Origin of the sequence: Streptomyces shinuiensis, assembly GCF_043660855.1 — a bacterium.
Lineage (GTDB): Bacteria > Actinomycetota > Actinomycetes > Streptomycetales > Streptomycetaceae > Streptomyces.
In genome coordinates this window covers 2,497,501-2,514,637 of the sequence record NZ_JBIHML010000001.1, presented here as the reverse complement: position 1 = coordinate 2,514,637, position 17,137 = coordinate 2,497,501, and the positions used below count along the sequence as shown (strand labels likewise).

The window sequence follows — 17,137 nt, the reverse complement described above, 5'->3', positions numbered from 1 at the left end:
GGTAAGGGGTTTCGTAGATCGCACCGTGGCGCCGCACCGCACTGTGGACGGACCGCCGCACACGGCGCGATCCTGGAGGGACGGGCCGGTGGGCGCGCTGCCCACGGTGGGACCGCACGTCCGCGACCATGGGAGGCACCGTGATCAAGGGTCTGGCCGCAGCCACCGTCTGGTCCACCGACCAGGAGCGGGATCTGAGGTTCTTCACCGAGAAGCTCGGCTTCGAGGTACGCGGCGACGTCACCGAGGACGGAACGCGCCGGGTCACCGTCGGGGCCAGGGGCCAGCCGGACGTCGGGCTGACGCTGATACCGGCACATGGCCCCGGCATCGACCCCGAGTCGGCCGAGGCGCTGGCCGGGCTGGTCCGCAAGGGGGTCCTGGGAGCGGGTGTGCTGCGGACGGACGACTGCCGCTCCGCGTACGAGTGGCTGGTGGAGCGGGGCGTGGAGTTCCTCCAGGAGCCGCGCGAGGGGCCCCACGGCACCGAGGCGGTCTTCCGGGACGAGTCCGGCAACCGGTACTCGCTGGCAGAGGGGCACGAGAGCGGGCCGGTCCTGAGCCGGGAGTGGTCGGAGGTCTGCGACTGATCCCCGGGGGCCCCGCCGCGGGGCGGCGGGCGGGTGCGGCGGTCACGGCCGCCGCACCCCGCCTCACATGGCCGGTCCCCGGCCCTGGGGCAGCCGGTAGACGCCGTTCTCCAGCGGCTCGACCAGGCCGTCCGCGACCAGCCCGTCCAGCGCGCGCGCCCGCTGCACCGGCTCGTCCCACACCGCGTCCAGCGCGGCCTGCGGCACCGGCCCGACGGCCTCGCGCAGCACGGCCAGCAGTCTGCCGCGCACCTGGCGGTCGGTGCCCGCGTAGCTCTGGCCGCGGCGCGGCGGGCCGTCGTGCGCGGGCGAGCCGGCGCGGCGCCAGGCGCACAGGTCCATGATCGGGCAGTTCTCGCAGTCCGGCTTGCGGGCCGTGCACACCAGGGCGCCCAGCTCCATCGTGGCCGCGGCCCAGCGCGCTGCCGTCGCGTCCTCCTCGGGCAGGACGGCCCGGGCGAGCCTGCGCTCGGCGGCGGTGGTGGCGGTCGGGGGGAACTCGCGGCCGCCGAACGCGCGGGCGAAGACCCGCCGGACGTTGGTGTCCAGCACCGCGTGCCGCTGGCCGTAGGCGAAGGAGGCCACGGCCGCCGCCGTGTACTCGCCCACCCCCGGCAGCGCCAGGAGCTGTGCGTGCTCCTTGGGTACGTCGCCGCCGTGCCGTTCCGTTATGGCGGCGGCGGCGCCGTGCAGCCGCAGGGCCCGGCGCGGATAACCCAGCCGGCCCCAGGCGCGCACCGCCTCACCGGGCGGCTCGGCGGCCAGGTCGGCGGGGCGCGGCCAGCGGGCGAGCCACTGCTCGTACACGGGCAGCACCCGGCTGACGGGTGTCTGCTGGAGCATGAACTCGCTGACCATCACACCCCAGGCGCCCGCCTCGGGGCGGCGCCAGGGCAGGTCGCGGGCGTGTTCGCCGAACCAGTCGATGACCGGTCCGTGGAGATCGGAGGGGGCGGGGGACTCGGGGGGACGGAGGCCGGTCGCGGTCAGACCGGTGGCGCTGTGCTCGGATGTGGTCGCAGTCATGGCGTCTCCGATCCTGACACGGAGGGGCGCGGCAGCGAAGCGGCCCGCGCCGATGGGCGGCAGGCACCACCCGTCCCGATGCGCCCCTTTCGTCCGAGGGGAGTGCCGCCCGGCTTCGGGCGGTGACGCGGACCGGCGGCGATCGCCGCCTACGAGGCGGGTCTGGCGCGGCCGAGCCTGGCCCGTACCCGGTCCGTCAGTGCGGTCGCCGGTCCCGCCGCCGACCGGGTCACCAGCAGTACCGCGGCCGCGCCCAGCAACGCGCCCGCCACCACGTCGTGCGGGTAGTGCACCCCGAGGAACACCCGGGAGAAGGCCGTCAGCACCGCCAGCGGCAGCACCAGCCAGGCCGCCGCCCGCCAGACCAGTACGACGGCCACCGCCGTGGCGGCGGCGATGGTGGCGTGGTTGCTGGGGAAGGACCAGTCGCCCGGCTCCGGGCAGGGGGCGATCGGGGCCGGCGCGCCCGCCACGGCCCGGCACGGCCGCTCCTGCCGTACGACCAGCTTGACGGCCTCGCTGACGCCGTACGCCGCCGCCACCGCCGCCCCGCCCAGCAGAGCCCGCGCGAGGATCCCCGGCTCGGCGCGCCGGACCCGCCAGCACGCCGCAGCCAGCAGCGCGGCGAGGACCAGCAGCCCGCCCTCGGTGCCGTACTCGGCGAGCGAGTGCACCCAGCCCGGGGTGTCGTGCGCGAAGCCGGTGACGTCCCGGTAGAGGTCGCTGTGGAGGCCGTCCCGGGAGGCGTCCGGGGGATCGCTTCGAAGATCACTGCTCATGCGTGAACGGTACGAAAAGGAAGCGTACGGTCACTCCCCGCGACAGTCGGGTGTCACCCCTGATGGTCGTCGGGCTCCGGCGGGCCGTTCATCATAAAAGTTGGTCTCCTGTGCGGCGGGTAAGACCGTATGGGGCACATGATGTCTCGTAAGGTTTGCGCGTGGGATCTCTGCGCAATCCGGTTGGGCCCCTTCCCTCCTCCATCTACTGGAGGCGAAGGGCGGTCGTGCTTGTGCTCCTGCTCGTCCTGGCACTGCTCGTCATATGGGCCGTCAGGTCCGGGGGGCCGGCTGGAGGCGGCGGGAGCGATCAGGGCGGGAAACAGGGCGGCAGCGAGGTGCCGGGCACCATCACACCCGGGCCGTCCTCGTCCGAGTCCCTGATCAGCGAACGCCCCGGCGGGCGTGAGGAGTCCGGCGGAGGCACCGGCGGTTCGGGCGGATCGGACGGGTCGGGAGGCCCCGGGGGCACCGGCGGCGGAGGCGCGGACGGCGAGGGCGAAGGCGGCGCGAACGGTTCCGGTTCGGGCGGTCCGGGTGCCGCGGGAGCGGGCGGCGGCTCCGCCGGTGTCGCCTCGGGCGGGGTCGAGGCCGTGCCGGCCGACTCCGCCCTACCCGACTGCCGCCCCGGCTCGGTCGAGTTGACGCTGCGCAGTGAGGAGAACCGGTACGCGCCCGGCGAGGAACCGGTCTTCCGGCTGACCGTGCGGAACGAGGGCGGCGGCGCCTGCAAGGTCGACTTCGGCACCGATGCCGCGGCCTTCACCATCATCGAGACCGAGGACGGCGACGAGAAGGTCTGGAAGTCCGAGCACTGCCCGAAGGGCGCCCGTTCGGCCCTCTACAAGGTCCCGGCGGGCGGTACGGCCGTCCGCACCCTGGAGTGGGACCGCAGGCACAGCACACCCGAGTGCGGTACGCCGGGGGCCAGGGCGAAGACCGGCACCTATCTGGTCGAGGCCGAGGTGGAGGGCCTGGAGAAGGTGCGCACCTCGTTCGTCCTCACCAAGGACTGAGCCGCGGCCGTGAACCGTCCGCGCCGCGGACCGGACGGGCCGGGCCGCCGCGCCCGTCGGCCCGGCCCGTCCGAACGCGTCAGACGTACCGCTCCAGGATCGACGACTCCGCCAGCCGCGACAGGCCCTCGCGGACCGACCTGGCCCGCGCCTCGCCCACCCCGTCGACGGTCTGCAGGTCGTCCACGCTCGCGGCCAGCAGCTTCTGCAGCCCGCCGAAGTGTTCGACCAGCCGCTCGATCACGGCGTTCGGCAGCCGCGGCACCTTCGCCAGCAGGCGGTAACCGCGCGGCGAGACGGCCGAGTCCAGCGTCTCCGGCGAGCCGCTGTACCCCAGGGCCTTGGCCACCGTGGGCAGTTCGAGCAGCTCGGTGTGGGTCAGCCGGTCCAGCTCGGTCAGCGCCTCGCCGACGGTGCGGGACCGCTTGGCGGTCGGCTCGGGCACGTAGTCGCGCGCGACCAGCTCGCGCTCGGGCTCCACACCCGCGATCAGCTCGTCGAGCTGGAGGGAGAGCAGCCGCCCGTCCGTGCCCAGCTCCACCACGTACTCGGCGATCTCCGTGGCGATCCGCCGCACCATCTCCAGCCGCTGCGACACCGCGGAGACGTCCCGGACCGTCACCAGGTCCTCGATCTCCAGCGCGGAGAGCGTGCCCGCCACCTCGTCCAGGCGCAGCTTGTACCGCTCCAGCGTCGCCAGCGCCTGGTTGGCCCGGGACAGGATCGCCGCCGAGTCCTCCAGCACGCGCCGCTGGCCGTCCACGTACAGCGCGATCAGCCGCATCGACTGGCTCACCGACACCACCGGGAAGCCGGTCTGGATCGACACCCGCTGCGCGGTGCGGTGCCGGGTGCCCGTCTCCTCCGTCGGGATCGAGGCGTCCGGTACGAGCTGCACGCCCGCCCGAACGATCTTGGTGATGTCCTTGTCGAGGATCAGCGCGCCGTCCAGCTTGCACAGCTCGCGCAGCCGCGTCGCGCTGAACTCCACGTCCAGCACGAAACCGCCCGAGCACAGCGCCTCGACGTGCTTGTCCATGCCCAGGACGATGAGTCCGCCGGTGTTCCCCCGCAGGACGCGCTCCAGGCCGTCGCGCAGGGCCGTACCGGGCGCGACCGCGCTCAGTGAGGCGCGCAACAGGCCGTCGGCGCCGGTTGCTGCCCGGTCGTTGGCTGCCACGGCACTCCTTCGGGTCATGCGTACGTACGGGCGAGACCAGGGCAAAGTCTACCGGCGGTACTAGCCCTCGTGTGGCGTGCTCCGATCGGCCCCGTCACGATCGGACCGTTCGGAGCTTTCGGAACGCCCGGACCGGGGCGGCCGGGCGGGCAGGACCCGCAGCGCCTCCCCTATGTCCGCCACCTCCCGCACCCGCATCCCCGGCGGCACCCTGCCCGGGTCGGTGGGCACCAGCGCGTGGGTGAAACCCAGCCGCGCGGCCTCCGCCAGCCGGCGCTGCACACCCGTCACCCGCCTGACCTCGCCGGCCAGGCCCACCTCGCCGATGGCCACCAGGTTCTTCGGGAGGGGGGTGTCGCTGGCGGCGCTGGCCAGCGCGAGCGCCATCGCCAGGTCGGCCGCGGGCTCCGACAGCCGCACCCCGCCGACGGTGGCGGTGTAGACGTCCCGCTTGCCCAGCGCGTTGATCCGGCCCCGCTGCTCCAGCACGGCCAGCATCATCGACACGCGCGAGGTCTCCAGCCCGGACGTGGTGCGCCGGGGGGAGGGGATCTGCGAGTCCACCGTCAGCGACTGCACCTCGGCCACCAGCGGGCGGCGGCCCTCCAGGGTGACGGTCAGACAGGTGCCGGGCACGGGCTCGTCCCGGCGGGTGAGGAAGAGGCCCGACGGGTCGGCCAGACCGGTGATGCCCTCGTCGTGCAGCTCGAAGCAGCCCACCTCGTCCGTGGCGCCGTAGCGGTTCTTCACTCCGCGCACCAGCCGCAGCCGGGCGTGCCGGTCGCCCTCGAACTGCAGGACCACGTCCACCAGGTGCTCCAGCAGGCGCGGACCGGCGATGGCGCCGTCCTTGGTGACGTGGCCCACCAGCAGCGTGGACATCCCGCGCTCCTTGGAGGCCCGGATCAGCGCCCCGGCCACCTCCCGCACCTGCGCCATGCCGCCGGGCGCGCCGTCGATCTCGGGGGAGGCGACCGTCTGCACCGAGTCCAGGACCAGCAGTGCGGGCTTCACCTCGTCCAGATGGCCCAGGACGGCCGACAGGTCCGTCTCGGCCGCCAGGTACAGGTGATCGCTTATCGCCCCGATCCGGTCCGCCCGCAGCCGCACCTGCCCGGCCGACTCCTCGCCGGTGACGTAGAGCGTGCGGCGGTCGGCGTCGGCGGCCTTGGCCGCGACGTCCAGCAGGAGCGTGGACTTCCCCACTCCCGGCTCGCCCGCCAGCAGCACCACCGCGCCCGGCACCAGCCCGCCGCCCAGCACCCTGTCCAGCTCCGGCACGCCCGTGCTGCGCGCGGTGGCCACCTGCCCGTTCACCTGGCCGATGGGCAGCGCGGGGGACGAGACCCGGCCGGGCGCGGTGGTGCGGACGGCCGGGGTGCCGCCGGTCTCCTCGACGGTGCCCCAGGCGTGGCACTCCGGGCAGCGGCCGAGCCATTTGGCGGTGGTGTAGCCGCACTCGGTGCATCGGTGGGCGGGGCGGTCCTTGGCGGACGACTTGCGGGCAGCCATGGGCCTCACGGTAGCCGGAGCCTCTGACAACCGGGCCCGGCGGGCGTGAGGCGGGACGCGAGGCAGGGTGCGGGGCGGGTACCGGACGGGCATGGGGCAGATCGGGCCGGTGGGGCGGCGGACACCGTACGCTCCCGGTCTCCGTGCGCCCTCGCACACCCCCTTGCCACCCATCGCTGAGCGTTTGTGCGTTTTACCGCAGATCGTCACCCGTAAGGGTTAAACCCATGCAAGCATCACCAGCGATGCCCGGCCTTCCGCCTACGGTCGGCTGGGTGATGAGCACTCGGCGCGAGCACCCCACGCACACCGCCGGCGTACACCGGGCGCACCGTGGCACGCACCGCGCCGCGGCCCGGCCGCCGGTGCCCGTCGACCCCTACCGGGACCACCTGGACGGGCTGTTCACCTACTGCCTGTCCGTCATGTGCGAGCACGAGGCGGCCGTCTCCGTCCTCGGCGAGGCCCTCGCCGTCGCCGAGCGGCAGCGCCGCCGAGGCCGCACCCCCGCCGACACGGCGCTGCACCGGCCCTGGCTGTACGCGCTGGCCCGCTGGTCCTGCCTGCGGCTCCTGGCCGAGCGGCAGGGCGTCCGCCCCGAGCCCCCGGAGCTTCCCGGCCCCCTGGCCACCGCGCGCCGCCGCGCGCTGGCCGCACTCGCCTGGCCGGAGGCCGCCGGCACCGGCCCCGAGCAGCGCGAGGCCCTGGAGCTGGCCGTACGCCACCATCTGCCGGTCCACGAGGTCGCCGCCGTCCTCGGCACGGACCACGACGGCACCGAACTGCTGCTGTCCAGCGCGGCCTGCGAGGTGGAGCGCACCCGCACCGCGCTCGCCGTCGTCGACCGGGGCGGCTGCCCGGCAGTCGCCCGGCTCGCCGGGGACCGGGAGGTGCTGCTGGGCAGCGCGCTCCGCCGGGAGCTGGTGCGGCACGTGGACGAGTGCCCCGAGTGCCGCCGCACCGCCGAACGGGTGCTGGCGGGCGGCCCGTGGCCGGGCACCGCCCCCGCGGACGTCGGCGCGCTCACCGTGCTGCCCGCCCCCCGTGCGGAGGTGCACGCCGCGATGCTCGCCGCGCAGCGCGCGCGGGCCCAGCACACCCCGCGCTTCGACCGGCGCGGTTTCCCCGTCACCACCCGGGACCGCGCCGAGCGCTTCGACCGGCTGCGCAGCCGGGCGGTGACCACCACGGTCGTCGCCACCGTCGTCGCCGCGCCGCTGCTGGCGCTGTGGGCCGCGTACCGCGGCGCGCCGGCGGACGGCGGCCCGGGCGGTGCCCCCGTCTCGGCGTCCGAGCGACGCGATCCGGGCGGCTCGTACGGCGGCCCCCAGGGCGACGGGGGCCGGACGGGGGGCGCCGGAGCCTCCCGCGACGGATCGGGCGTCCGCGTCGACGTGGCCGGCACGGACGGCGGGAAAGGGCGGGACGCCCCGTCCTCCGGCACGGGCCGCCCGGACGGAGCGGACGATGAGGGCCCGCCGCGCGGGGACGCCGGCACGGGTCCGGGCCGGCTGACGGTCGAGGCCCAGCCGTCCGGGGACGCCACCGTCGTCACCCTCGTCGCCTCCGGCGGTTCCCCGGTCGACTGGACGGCCTCGGTGGACGCCCTCTGGCTGCGGCTGGACCGTGCGCACGGGACGCTGCGGCCCGGTGAGTCGGCCGTGATCACCGTCACCGTGGACCGGTCGCGGGAGCCGGCGGGCGCGTGGACCGCGCGGATCTCGGTCGCCCCGGCGAAGGCGGTGATCACCCTCCGGGGGCACGGCGCCTCGGAGCCCGCCGAACCGCGTCCCTCCCCACCCCCGGAGCCTGAGCCGTCCGAGCCGCCCGCGCCCGAACCGACCCCCGAGCCGCCGTCGAGCACACCGCCCGCGGAGCCCTCACCGCCCCCGGCGGGGCAGCCGGACTAGCGGCCCGGGCCGGCGGCCGCCCGCGGGTCGGCGCCTCTCACCCCGGCATCGGGTGCCCCGGCTCCGCACGTCCCGGTTCGGCACGGCCCGCGGGCGGTCCCGCGGCACCCTTGGCGGGACCGCCCGCGGGCCCGTCCGCGGGGTGCGGTGCCACCAGCGGCAGCTCCGCCGCCAGCCGCTCCTCGCACAGCTCGGCCAGCCGCGCGTACCCGGCCGGGCCCATCAGCTCCGTCAGCTCCGGCCGGTACGAGACGTACACCGGCTCGCCGGCCCCGTGCGCCGACGGCGCGCCGGTGCACCACCAGTGCAGGTCGTGCCCGCCCGGACCCCAGCCGCGGCGGTCGTACTCGCCGATCGACACGTACAGCCGCTGCTCGCCGTCCGGCAGCTCCACCCACTCGAACGTCCGCCGGACCGGTAGCTGCCAGCACACGTCCGGCTTGGTCTCCAGCGGCTCGCGGCCCTCCCGCAGGGCCATCGTGTGCAGTGCGCAGCCGATCCCGCCGGAGAAGCCGGGGCGGTTGAGGAAGATGCACGCGCCCCGGTGCAGCCTGGTCTGGCGCTCGCCGTCCTCGTTCACCTCGGCCCAGCCGCGCCCGGAGGAACCCTCCGCGTGGAACTGCCAGCTCTCGGGCGTGAGCCGCGCCACGTGCGCCGCAACACGCCTCTCGTCGTCCTCGTCCGAGAAGTGCGCGCCCAGCGTGCAGCAGCCGTCGCTCGCGCGCCCCGCGCTGATGCCCTGGCACCCCTGGCCGAAGATGCAGCCCCAGCGGGAGGTCAGCCAGGTCAGGTCGCACCGGAACACCTGCTCGTCGTCCGCCGGGTCCGGGAACTCCACCCACATCCGGGTGTGGTCCAGCTCCACCTCCTCGCCCGCGGCCCGGCGCCGCTTCCCGCCCGCGTTCGCCTCTTTGTCCGGCTTCACCGTTTTCGTCTTCGCCACGCACCCAGGGTATGCACCACGGGGCGGGCTCCAGATCACCGTCCTTCCGCAGTAGCGTGGCCCCCCATGAGACTCGGTGTCCTCGACGTGGGTTCCAACACCGTTCACCTGCTGGTGGTGGACGCACACCGGGGTGCCCACCCCCTGCCCGCCTACTCCCACAAGGCGGAACTGCGCCTGGCCGAACTCCTCGACGAGGACGGCTCCATAAGCCCGGCCGGCGTCGAGAAACTCGCCGCGACCGTCCGGGAGGCGATGGTCGTCGCCGAGGACAAGGGCGTGGAGGACCTGCTGCCGTTCGCCACCTCGGCCGTACGGGACGCCGCCAACGCCGACCACGTGCTGGAGCGGGTCGCCGCCGAGACGGGCGTGGGGCTGAAAGTGCTCTCCGGCGAGGACGAGGCCCGGCTGACCTTCCTCGCCGCCCGCCGCTGGTTCGGCTGGTCGGCCGGACGGCTGCTGCTCCTCGACATCGGCGGCGGCTCGCTGGAGATCGCGTACGGCATCGACGAGCAGCCCGACGCCGCAGCCTCGCTGCCGCTGGGCGCCGGCCGTCTCACGGGCTCCTGGCTGCCCGGCGATCCGCCCGCCCCCGCCGACATCCGCGCGCTGCGCCGCCACGTGCGGCACGAGATCGCCCGGGTCGTCGGGGACTTCAGCCGGCTGAGCGCCCCCGACCACGTGGTGGGCACCTCCAAGACCTTCAAACAGCTCGCCCGGCTGGCGGGCGCCCCCCGCTCCGCCGAGGGCCCCTACACGCAGCGCGAGCTGGTACGCGCGTCGCTGGAGGAGTGGGTGCCCAGGCTGGCCGACATGCCGACCGCCGAACGCGCCGCCCTCCCCGGCGTCTCCGAGGGACGGGCCAGGCAGTTGCTGGCGGGTGCGCTGGTGGCGGAGGGCGCCATGGACCTGTTCGGTGTGGAGCGGCTGGAGATCTGCCCCTGGGCGCTGCGCGAGGGCGTCATCCTGCGCCGGCTGGACACCCTGTCCGGCAACGGAACCCCGTGACCTTCCCCACACCCCGCCCCGTGGGCCCCACGACGACCTCCGTAACGCCCTCCCGCTCGCCGTAGGCTGTTGTGCGTGGTCGATCCAGAGCTGTCCCTTCCGGCACCGAAGGTCGCCCTCTCCACGGCCTCCGTCTATCCGGAGACCACGGCGACGGCCTTCGAGACCGCCGCACGCCTCGGTTACGACGGGGTGGAGGTCATGGTGTGGACCGATCCGGTCAGTCAGGACGTCGAGGCGCTGCGCAGGCTCTCCGACTTCCACGGCGTCCCGGTCCTCGCCGTCCACGCCCCCTGCCTGCTGATCACCCAGCGCGTGTGGTCCAAGGACCCCTGGACCAAGCTCCAGCGCTCCCGCGAGGCCGCCGAGAAGCTGGGCGCGAGCACGGTCGTGGTGCACCCGCCGTTCCGCTGGCAGCGCTCCTACGCGCGGGAGTTCGTGCGCGGCGTGTGGCGGATGGCGGACGAGACCGGCATCCGCTTCGCCGTCGAGAACATGTACCCCTGGCGCTACCGCGACCGCGAGATGCTCGCCTACGCCCCCGCCTGGGACCCGACCGAGGACGACTACCGCCACTTCACCCTCGACCTGTCCCACACCGCCACCGCCCGCAACGACACCCTGGCGATGGTGGACCGCATGGGCGACCGCCTGGCGCACATCCACATCGCCGACGGCACCGACTCCGCCAAGGACGAGCACCTCGTCCCCGGGCGCGGCGACCAGCCGTGCGCGGAGGTCCTGGAGCGCCTGGCGGCGGGCGGCTTCGACGGGCACGTGGTGGTCGAGGTCAACACCCGCCGGGCGATGTCGTCGGCCGAGCGCGAGGCCGACCTCGCCGAGGCCCTGGCCTTCACCCGCCGCCACCTGGCCCCCGTTCCCCGGAAGGCCGGACCGTGAGCGGCCGGGACGCCGACGCCCGGCCCGCGCGCCGCCGCGGCCGCCCCGCGTCGGCCGACCGCGCCGCGGCGGGGGAGGCGGCACGCGACCGCATCCTGGCCTCGGCCCGCGCGGAGTTCGCCGGGCGCGGTTACGACAAGGCCTCCATCCGCTCCATCGCCCGCGGCGCCGGGGTGGACCCGGCCCTGGTCCACCACTACTTCGGGACCAAGGAACGGGTCTTCGAGGCCGCCGCCGAGGTCTCCTTCGCCCCCGCCGCCGAGGGCCTGGGCCACCTCGCCCCGCACGGCCCCGACGGCCTGGGCGAGGAACTCGTCCGCTTCTTCCTGGGCGTCTGGGAGGACCCGGCCGGCCGCGCGCCCCTGCTGGCCGTCGTCCGCTCGGCGCTCAGCAACGAGACCGCCGCCCGGCTCTTCCGCGGCATGGTGACGCGGCAGCTGATGGCCCGGGTGGCACGCCGGCTGGACGCCCCGGACCGCCGGCTGCGGGTGGAGCTGGCCGCCGCGCAGATGGTGGGCGTGGCGATCATGCGGTACGTCCTGGAGATCGAGCCGCTGGCCTCCGCGGATCCCGAGGAGCTGATCGCCCGCCTCGCACCGGCCGTCCAGCACCATCTGACCGGACCCGCCGGGCCGGGCGCCCCGGACGGCCCGGCCCGAGCAGCCGGCGAACACTTGCGCGGAGGGTGAATCCAGCATCCCCCATGTCTTACGATCCGGACTTTTCGTCCAGATCTTGAGCGGGAGGCGTACGCTCGGCAGCCATGGCCCGAAGGCCGCGCCCGACGGTCTTCCCACGGTTCACGAAGGAGTGGAGCACCATGCCCCAGCTGAGGTCCCGCACCGTCACCCACGGCCGCAACATGGCGGGCGCCCGCGCCCTCCTGCGGGCCGCCGGCGTAGCGCGCGAGGACTTCGGCAAGCCGATCGTCGCGGTGGCCAACAGCTTCACCGAGTTCGTTCCCGGGCACACCCACCTCCAGCCGGTCGGCCGGATCGTCGGCGAGGCGATCAAGGAGGCGGGCGGTGTTCCGCGCGAGTTCAACACCATCGCCGTGGACGACGGCATCGCCATGGGGCACGGCGGCATGCTCTACTCCCTGCCCTCCCGCGACCTGATCGCGGACTCCGTGGAGTACATGGTCGAGGCCCACTGCGCCGACGCCCTGATCTGCATCTCCAACTGCGACAAGATCACCCCGGGCATGCTGATGGCCGCGATGCGCCTGAACATCCCCACGGTCTTCGTCTCCGGCGGGCCGATGGAGTCCGGCCGCACCACACTCGTCGACGGCACGGTCCGCAAGCTCGACCTGATCAGCGCCATCGCCGACTCGGCCGACGAAGCCGTCTCCGACGAGGACATGGCGCTCATCGAGGAGAACGCCTGCCCCACCTGCGGCTCCTGCTCGGGCATGTTCACCGCCAACTCGATGAACTGCCTCACCGAGGCCATCGGCCTCTCCCTGCCCGGCAACGGCTCGGTGCTGGCCACCCACACCGCCCGCCGGGCGCTGTACGAGAACGCCGGCCGCACGGTCGTGGAGGTCACCAGGCGCCACTACGAGCAGGACGACGCCACCGTCCTGCCGCGCGCCGTCGGCTCCCGCGCCGCCTTCGAGAACGCCATGGCCCTCGACATCGCCATGGGCGGCTCCACCAACACGATCCTGCACCTGCTCGCCGCCGCGCAGGAGGCCGGGCTGGACTTCGGGCTGACCGACATCGACGCCATCTCGCGCCGCGTGCCGTGCCTGTCCAAGGTCGCGCCCAACGGCTCGTACTACATGGAGGACGTCCACCGGGCCGGCGGCATCCCCGCCATCCTGGGCGAGCTGTACCGCGCGGGCCTGCTCAACGAGGACGTCCGCACCGTCCACTCCGACTCCCTGGCCGAATGGCTCAAGACCTGGGACATCCGTGGCGGCTCCCCGTCGCCCGAGGCCGTCGAGCTGTTCCACGCCGCCCCCGGCTGCGTCCGTTCCGCCAGCGCCTTCTCGCAGTCCGAGCGCTGGGAGTCCCTGGACACCGACGCGGCCGGCGGCTGCGTCCGCGACGTGGAGCACGCCTACTCCAAGGACGGCGGACTGGCCGTCCTGCACGGCAACCTCGCCGTCGACGGCTGCGTGGTGAAGACCGCCGGCGTCGACGAGTCCATCCTGACCTTCAGCGGCCCGGCCGTGGTCTGCGAGTCGCAGGAGGAGGCCGTCGAGAAGATCCTGGGCAAGCAGGTCAAGGAGGGCGACGTCGTCGTCATCCGCTACGAGGGCCCCAGGGGCGGCCCCGGCATGCAGGAGATGCTCTACCCGACCTCCTTCCTCAAGGGCCGCGGGCTGGGCGCCGAGTGCGCGCTGATCACCGACGGCCGCTTCTCCGGCGGCACCTCGGGGCTGTCCATCGGCCACGCCTCCCCGGAGGCGGCCGCGGGCGGCACCATCGCCCTGGTCGAGGACGGCGACCTGATCAGCATCGACATCCCCGCCCGCACCATCGAGCTGAAGGTCGACGAGGCCACCCTCGCCGCCCGCCGCGAGGCGCTCGGCGGCCGGTACGCGCCGGCGGCGCGCGACCGCAAGGTCTCCGCCGCCCTGCGCGCCTACGCGGCCATGGCCACCAGCGCCGACAAGGGCGCGGTGCGGGACGTCACCAAGCTCGGCTGACCCCGCCCACGACGCCTCCCGGGCACCCGCCCGCATAATCGACACCATGAGCGAGAAGCGGGAGCACCCCGAGCCCGAGCCGATCCGGTTCTACGGCACCACCTGGGTGGACCACTCCGGTGGCTACCTCCTGCGCCGGATCGCCCTCGGACTCGGGGCGCTGCTGCTGGCCGCCGCCGGGGCCTGGGTGCTGCGGCTGGCGTACGGGGGAAGCACCTTCGCGGACGGCGGTGTGATCGGCGTCCTGCTCGTGGTCGCCCTGGGCCTGTCCAGCTCCATGGCCTTCAGCCGCACCCTCACCGACTACACCCGCGAGCCCGGCGAGGCCCGCTCCGACGACGCCGCGATGCGACCGATCAAGATGATCGGCTTCCTCGGCGTCCTGCTCGCCTACGCCGCGCGCAGCCTGGTCGAGGCCCCCGGCGAGAAGCTGCGGCGCGCCGAGTACGACCGGGCCGTCGCACGGTACGAGCGCCGCGGCGCCGCCCGTGCCGCGCGCCGCGGCAACCCGGCCGCCCGCCGCGGCTCCGGGAGGCCCGGCCGCAGGCGCTGAAGGGAAGCGGGCCGGAGCGCCCGCCCCGCGACACCACCGGCAACGCCCCCCGTCCGTCCCGGACGGGGGGCGTCGGCATGTCCGGCCCCACTCCGCTTGACGCCCGGACCGGCACGGGAGCATTATTCAACGCATGATGAATTCTGTTGCGGGGCCGGCCGTCGGAGCCGACGGCCTCACCGTCGTCCGCGGTGGCCGCACCGTCGTCGACGGCCTCTCCTTCGAGGTCCCACGTTCCACCGTCACCGGCCTGCTGGGCCCCAGCGGCTGCGGCAAGTCCACCCTGATGCGCGCCATCGCCGGCACCCAGGCGAAGGTCACCGGCACCCTCGACGTGCTCGGCAGGCCGGCCGGAGCCGCACCGCTGCGCTCCCGCGTCGGATACGTCACCCAGGCCGCCTCCGTCTACACCGACCTGACCATCCGCCAGAACCTGGAGTACTTCGCCTCCGTCCTGGGCCTGCCCCGCGCCGACCGCCGCGGACAGGTCGAACGCGCCCTCACCGACGTCGACCTCACCACCCACGCCGACGCCCTCGCCGGCAACCTCTCCGGCGGGCAGCTTTCCAGGGTCTCCCTGGCCGTCGCCCTGCTCGGCTCCCCCGAACTGCTGGTCCTCGACGAACCCACCGTCGGCCTCGACCCCGTCCTCCGCCGCGACCTGTGGGGACTCTTCCACCGCCTCGCGGCCGAGCGCGGCACCACCCTGCTCGTCTCGTCCCACGTCATGGACGAGGCCGACCGCTGCGACCGCCTGCTGCTGATGCGCGCCGGCCGTCTCCTGGCCGACGGCACCCCCGACGCCCTGCGGACCCGCACCCGCACCCGCACCGTCGAGGACGCCTTCCTCCACCTGGTCGGCACCGCCCGCGGAAAGAACGAGAAGACCGACGGAGAGGAGACCCGGTGAGCGCGCTCCGGACCCTGGCCACCGCCCGCCGCGTACTGCGCCAGCTCGCGCACGACCCCCGCACGATCGCGCTGCTGCTGCTCGTCCCCGTGCTGCTGACGGTCCTGCTGTACTACGTCTACGCCGACGACCGCGAACTCTTCGACCGCGTCGGAGCCTCGCTGCTCGGCATCTTCCCGATGATCACGATGTTCCTGGTCACCTCCATCGCCACCCTGCGCGAACGCACCTCGGGCACCCTGGAACGCCTGCTGTCCATGCCGCTGGGCAAGGCCGACCTGATCCTGGGCTACGCACTGGCCTTCGGTCTGCTCGCCGTCGCCCAGGCGGCCCTGGCCACCGGGGTGACCATCTGGTTCCTGGATCTGGACTTCGCGGGCTCCCCCTGGCTGCTGCTGCTCATCGCCCTGCTCGACGCCCTGCTCGGCACCGCGCTGGGCCTGTTCGTCTCCGCCTTCGCCGCCACCGAGTTCCAGGCTGTCCAGTTCATGCCCGCGCTGATCCTCCCGCAGCTCCTGCTCTGCGGCCTGCTCACACCGCGCGACACCATGCAGCCCGTCCTGGAGGCCGTCTCGAACGTCCTGCCCCTGTCCTACGCGGTGGACGGCATGAACGAGGTCCTGCGCAACCCCGATGTCACCGGCGACCTCGCCCGCGACATCGCGATCGTCGCCGGAAGCGCCCTGCTCGTCCTCTTCCTCGGCGCGGCCACCCTCCGCCGCCGCACCCCCTGACCGCCAGATGGACGAACCGGCGGCGCCGCCGCCGCGAGTGCGAGGATTGCAGCGCAGCACACACGCAAGCGCAGCACGCACGTACCGGACCCGGACAAGGTGAGCCGTCCCATGAGCCAGAAGATCGCCGTACTCGGAACCGGCAAGATCGGCGAAGCCCTGCTGTCGGGCATGATCCGCGCCGGCTGGTCCCCGTCCGACCTCCTGGTCACCGCCCGCCGGCCGGAGCGCGCCGAGGAACTGCGTGTCCGCCACGGCGTCACCGCGGTCACGAACGCCGAGGCGGCCAAGACGGCCGACACACTCATCCTGGCGGTCAAGCCGCAGGACATGGCCACCCTCCTCGGCGAACTGGCCCCCCACGTGCCCGCCGACCGCCTGGTCGTCAGCGCGGCCGCCGGTATCCCGACGGCCTTCATCGAGGAACGCCTCGCCCAGGGCGCTCCGGTCGTCCGCGTCATGCCCAACACCCCGGTACTGGTGGACGAGGGCATGTCCGTCATCTCGGCCGGCACCCACGCCACCGAGGCCCACCTCGTCCGCACCGAGGAGATCTTCCAGCCGGTCGGCAAGACGCTGCGCGTACCCGAGTCCCAGCAGGACGCCGCCACGGCGCTCTCCGGCTCGGGTCCGGCGTACTTCTACTACCTGGTGGAGGCCATGACCGATGCGGGCATCCTGCTCGGCCTCCCCCGGGACAAGGCGCACGACCTGATCGTCCAGGCGGCCGTGGGCGCCTCGGTGATGCTCCGGGACAGCGGGGAACACCCGGTCAAGCTCCGCGAGGCGGTCACCTCTCCGGCGGGCACCACGATCAGCGCCATCCGCGAACTGGAGCGGCACGGCGTACGCGCGGCCCTCATCGCGGCACTGGAAGCGGCCCGTGACCGCAGCCGCGAGCTGGCCTCCGGCGGCAACGGCTAGTGCTGTTTGATGGACCGCTCGCGGTCGTGTACTGTTCTCCGAGCTGCCACGGAGTCGATTCGACGCCGGGCAGCTCTTCTGTCGCCTTCGGCGGCGACCACTCACTCGGTGTGAATCCCTTCCGGGGGTGAATTGCGGCGTGCCGTAATTCCGCTCCGGGCGGCTCGATTAGGAGCCGGACGGGGAATCCGCTACGGTGGTGGAGGCGCCGGAAACGGCGCAGAGGGAAAAGCAGGACCCCGCCGGCCGGGGATTCGGAGACCGAAAAGGGATCTGATAGAGTCGGAGACACCGAAGGGAAGCGCCCGGAGGGGCCCCGGAAGGGGTGCCGAAGGAAGCGTCCGTTCCTTGAGAACTCAACAGCGTGCCAAAAGTCAACGCCAGATATGTTGATGCCCCGTTCCCGGGACCGCAGGGTCGTCCGGGGGCGAGGTTCCTTTGAAACACACAGCGAGGACGCTGCGCACCCGCCGGAATCATTCCTTCCGGTGGT

The 17,137-nt window shown here is 74.0% G+C and carries 16 protein-coding genes; 11 read left to right on the top strand and 5 right to left on the bottom strand.

The genetic code is table 11. The annotated features are described in order from the left end of the window. The first annotated feature begins 140 nt into the window (after positions 1-140). Entirely contained in the window at positions 141-590 is a 450-nt protein-coding gene (locus tag ACGRHY_RS11225; RefSeq protein ID WP_394638003.1) for a VOC family protein, read from the top strand. Between the two features lie 63 nt (positions 591-653). On the opposite strand, the gene ACGRHY_RS11220 is transcribed toward ACGRHY_RS11225, so the two are convergent. Together ACGRHY_RS11220 and ACGRHY_RS11215 are read right to left on the bottom strand one after the other, a co-directional pair. After that, positions 654-1,616, bottom strand: coding sequence for an HhH-GPD family protein (locus ACGRHY_RS11220; protein ID WP_394635217.1), 963 nt, complete (start codon positions 1,614-1,616; stop codon positions 654-656). Between the two features lie 149 nt (positions 1,617-1,765). Beyond that, a complete protein-coding gene (locus tag ACGRHY_RS11215) occupies positions 1,766-2,395 on the bottom strand; it encodes a phosphatase PAP2 family protein (protein ID WP_394635216.1) in 630 nt (209 codons plus the stop codon). 227 nt (positions 2,396-2,622) lie between these two features. Here ACGRHY_RS11215 and ACGRHY_RS11210 point away from each other — a divergent pair, with 227 nt between their 5' ends. Continuing rightward, positions 2,623-3,411 carry a hypothetical protein gene (locus tag ACGRHY_RS11210; protein WP_394635215.1) on the top strand — a complete coding sequence of 263 codons (789 nt, stop codon included), beginning with the start codon at positions 2,623-2,625 and terminating at the stop codon, positions 3,409-3,411. Between the two features lie 79 nt (positions 3,412-3,490). Here the strand turns inward: ACGRHY_RS11210 and disA are convergent, their stop codons facing one another. Both disA and radA read right to left on the bottom strand, forming a co-directional pair. Next, entirely contained in the window at positions 3,491-4,591 is a 1,101-nt protein-coding gene (gene disA / locus ACGRHY_RS11205; RefSeq protein ID WP_394635214.1) for a DNA integrity scanning diadenylate cyclase DisA, read from the bottom strand. A gap of 60 nt (positions 4,592-4,651) precedes the next feature. Beyond that, positions 4,652-6,103 (bottom strand): DNA repair protein RadA, encoded by a 1,452-nt coding sequence (gene radA, locus ACGRHY_RS11200; protein ID WP_394635213.1) that lies wholly within the window; start codon positions 6,101-6,103, stop codon positions 4,652-4,654. A 278-nt stretch (positions 6,104-6,381) separates the two neighbouring features. Here radA and ACGRHY_RS11195 point away from each other — a divergent pair, with 278 nt between their 5' ends. Next, positions 6,382-8,013, top strand: a complete 1,632-nt coding sequence (locus tag ACGRHY_RS11195; RefSeq protein WP_394638002.1) for a BACON domain-containing protein — start codon at positions 6,382-6,384, stop codon at positions 8,011-8,013. A gap of 37 nt (positions 8,014-8,050) precedes the next feature. On the opposite strand, the gene ACGRHY_RS11190 is transcribed toward ACGRHY_RS11195, so the two are convergent. Further along, positions 8,051-8,956, bottom strand: a complete 906-nt coding sequence (locus tag ACGRHY_RS11190; RefSeq protein WP_394635212.1) for a DUF3109 family protein — start codon at positions 8,954-8,956, stop codon at positions 8,051-8,053. A gap of 66 nt (positions 8,957-9,022) precedes the next feature. Between ACGRHY_RS11190 and ACGRHY_RS11185 the strand changes: the two genes are divergently transcribed. From ACGRHY_RS11185 to proC, 8 genes are all read left to right on the top strand, one after another. Then, entirely contained in the window at positions 9,023-9,964 is a 942-nt protein-coding gene (locus tag ACGRHY_RS11185; protein WP_394635211.1) for a Ppx/GppA family phosphatase, read from the top strand. Between the two features lie 75 nt (positions 9,965-10,039). Continuing rightward, a complete protein-coding gene (locus ACGRHY_RS11180; protein ID WP_394635210.1) occupies positions 10,040-10,864 on the top strand; it encodes a sugar phosphate isomerase/epimerase family protein in 825 nt (274 codons plus the stop codon). Then, complete coding sequence (locus tag ACGRHY_RS11175) at positions 10,861-11,553, top strand: TetR/AcrR family transcriptional regulator (protein ID WP_394635209.1); 693 nt, start codon at positions 10,861-10,863, stop codon at positions 11,551-11,553. The genes ACGRHY_RS11180 and ACGRHY_RS11175 overlap by 4 nt, the downstream gene beginning before the upstream one ends. Positions 11,554-11,684: 131 nt before the next feature. Continuing rightward, the gene (ilvD, locus tag ACGRHY_RS11170) at positions 11,685-13,523 is read left to right on the top strand and encodes a dihydroxy-acid dehydratase (RefSeq protein WP_394635208.1); all 1,839 of its coding nucleotides are present in this window, start codon (positions 11,685-11,687) and stop codon (positions 13,521-13,523) included. Positions 13,524-13,569: 46 nt separating this feature from the next. After that, positions 13,570-14,076 carry a hypothetical protein gene (locus tag ACGRHY_RS11165; protein ID WP_394635207.1) on the top strand — a complete coding sequence of 169 codons (507 nt, stop codon included), beginning with the start codon at positions 13,570-13,572 and terminating at the stop codon, positions 14,074-14,076. Positions 14,077-14,209: 133 nt separating this feature from the next. Next, complete coding sequence (locus ACGRHY_RS11160) at positions 14,210-14,986, top strand: ABC transporter ATP-binding protein (protein ID WP_394635206.1); 777 nt, start codon at positions 14,210-14,212, stop codon at positions 14,984-14,986. After that, positions 14,983-15,720 carry an ABC transporter permease gene (locus ACGRHY_RS11155; RefSeq protein WP_394635205.1) on the top strand — a complete coding sequence of 246 codons (738 nt, stop codon included), beginning with the start codon at positions 14,983-14,985 and terminating at the stop codon, positions 15,718-15,720. The genes ACGRHY_RS11160 and ACGRHY_RS11155 overlap by 4 nt, the downstream gene beginning before the upstream one ends. Positions 15,721-15,831: 111 nt before the next feature. After that, the gene (gene proC / locus ACGRHY_RS11150) at positions 15,832-16,644 is read left to right on the top strand and encodes a pyrroline-5-carboxylate reductase (protein ID WP_394635204.1); all 813 of its coding nucleotides are present in this window, start codon (positions 15,832-15,834) and stop codon (positions 16,642-16,644) included. The last annotated feature ends 493 nt before the right edge of the window (positions 16,645-17,137 follow it).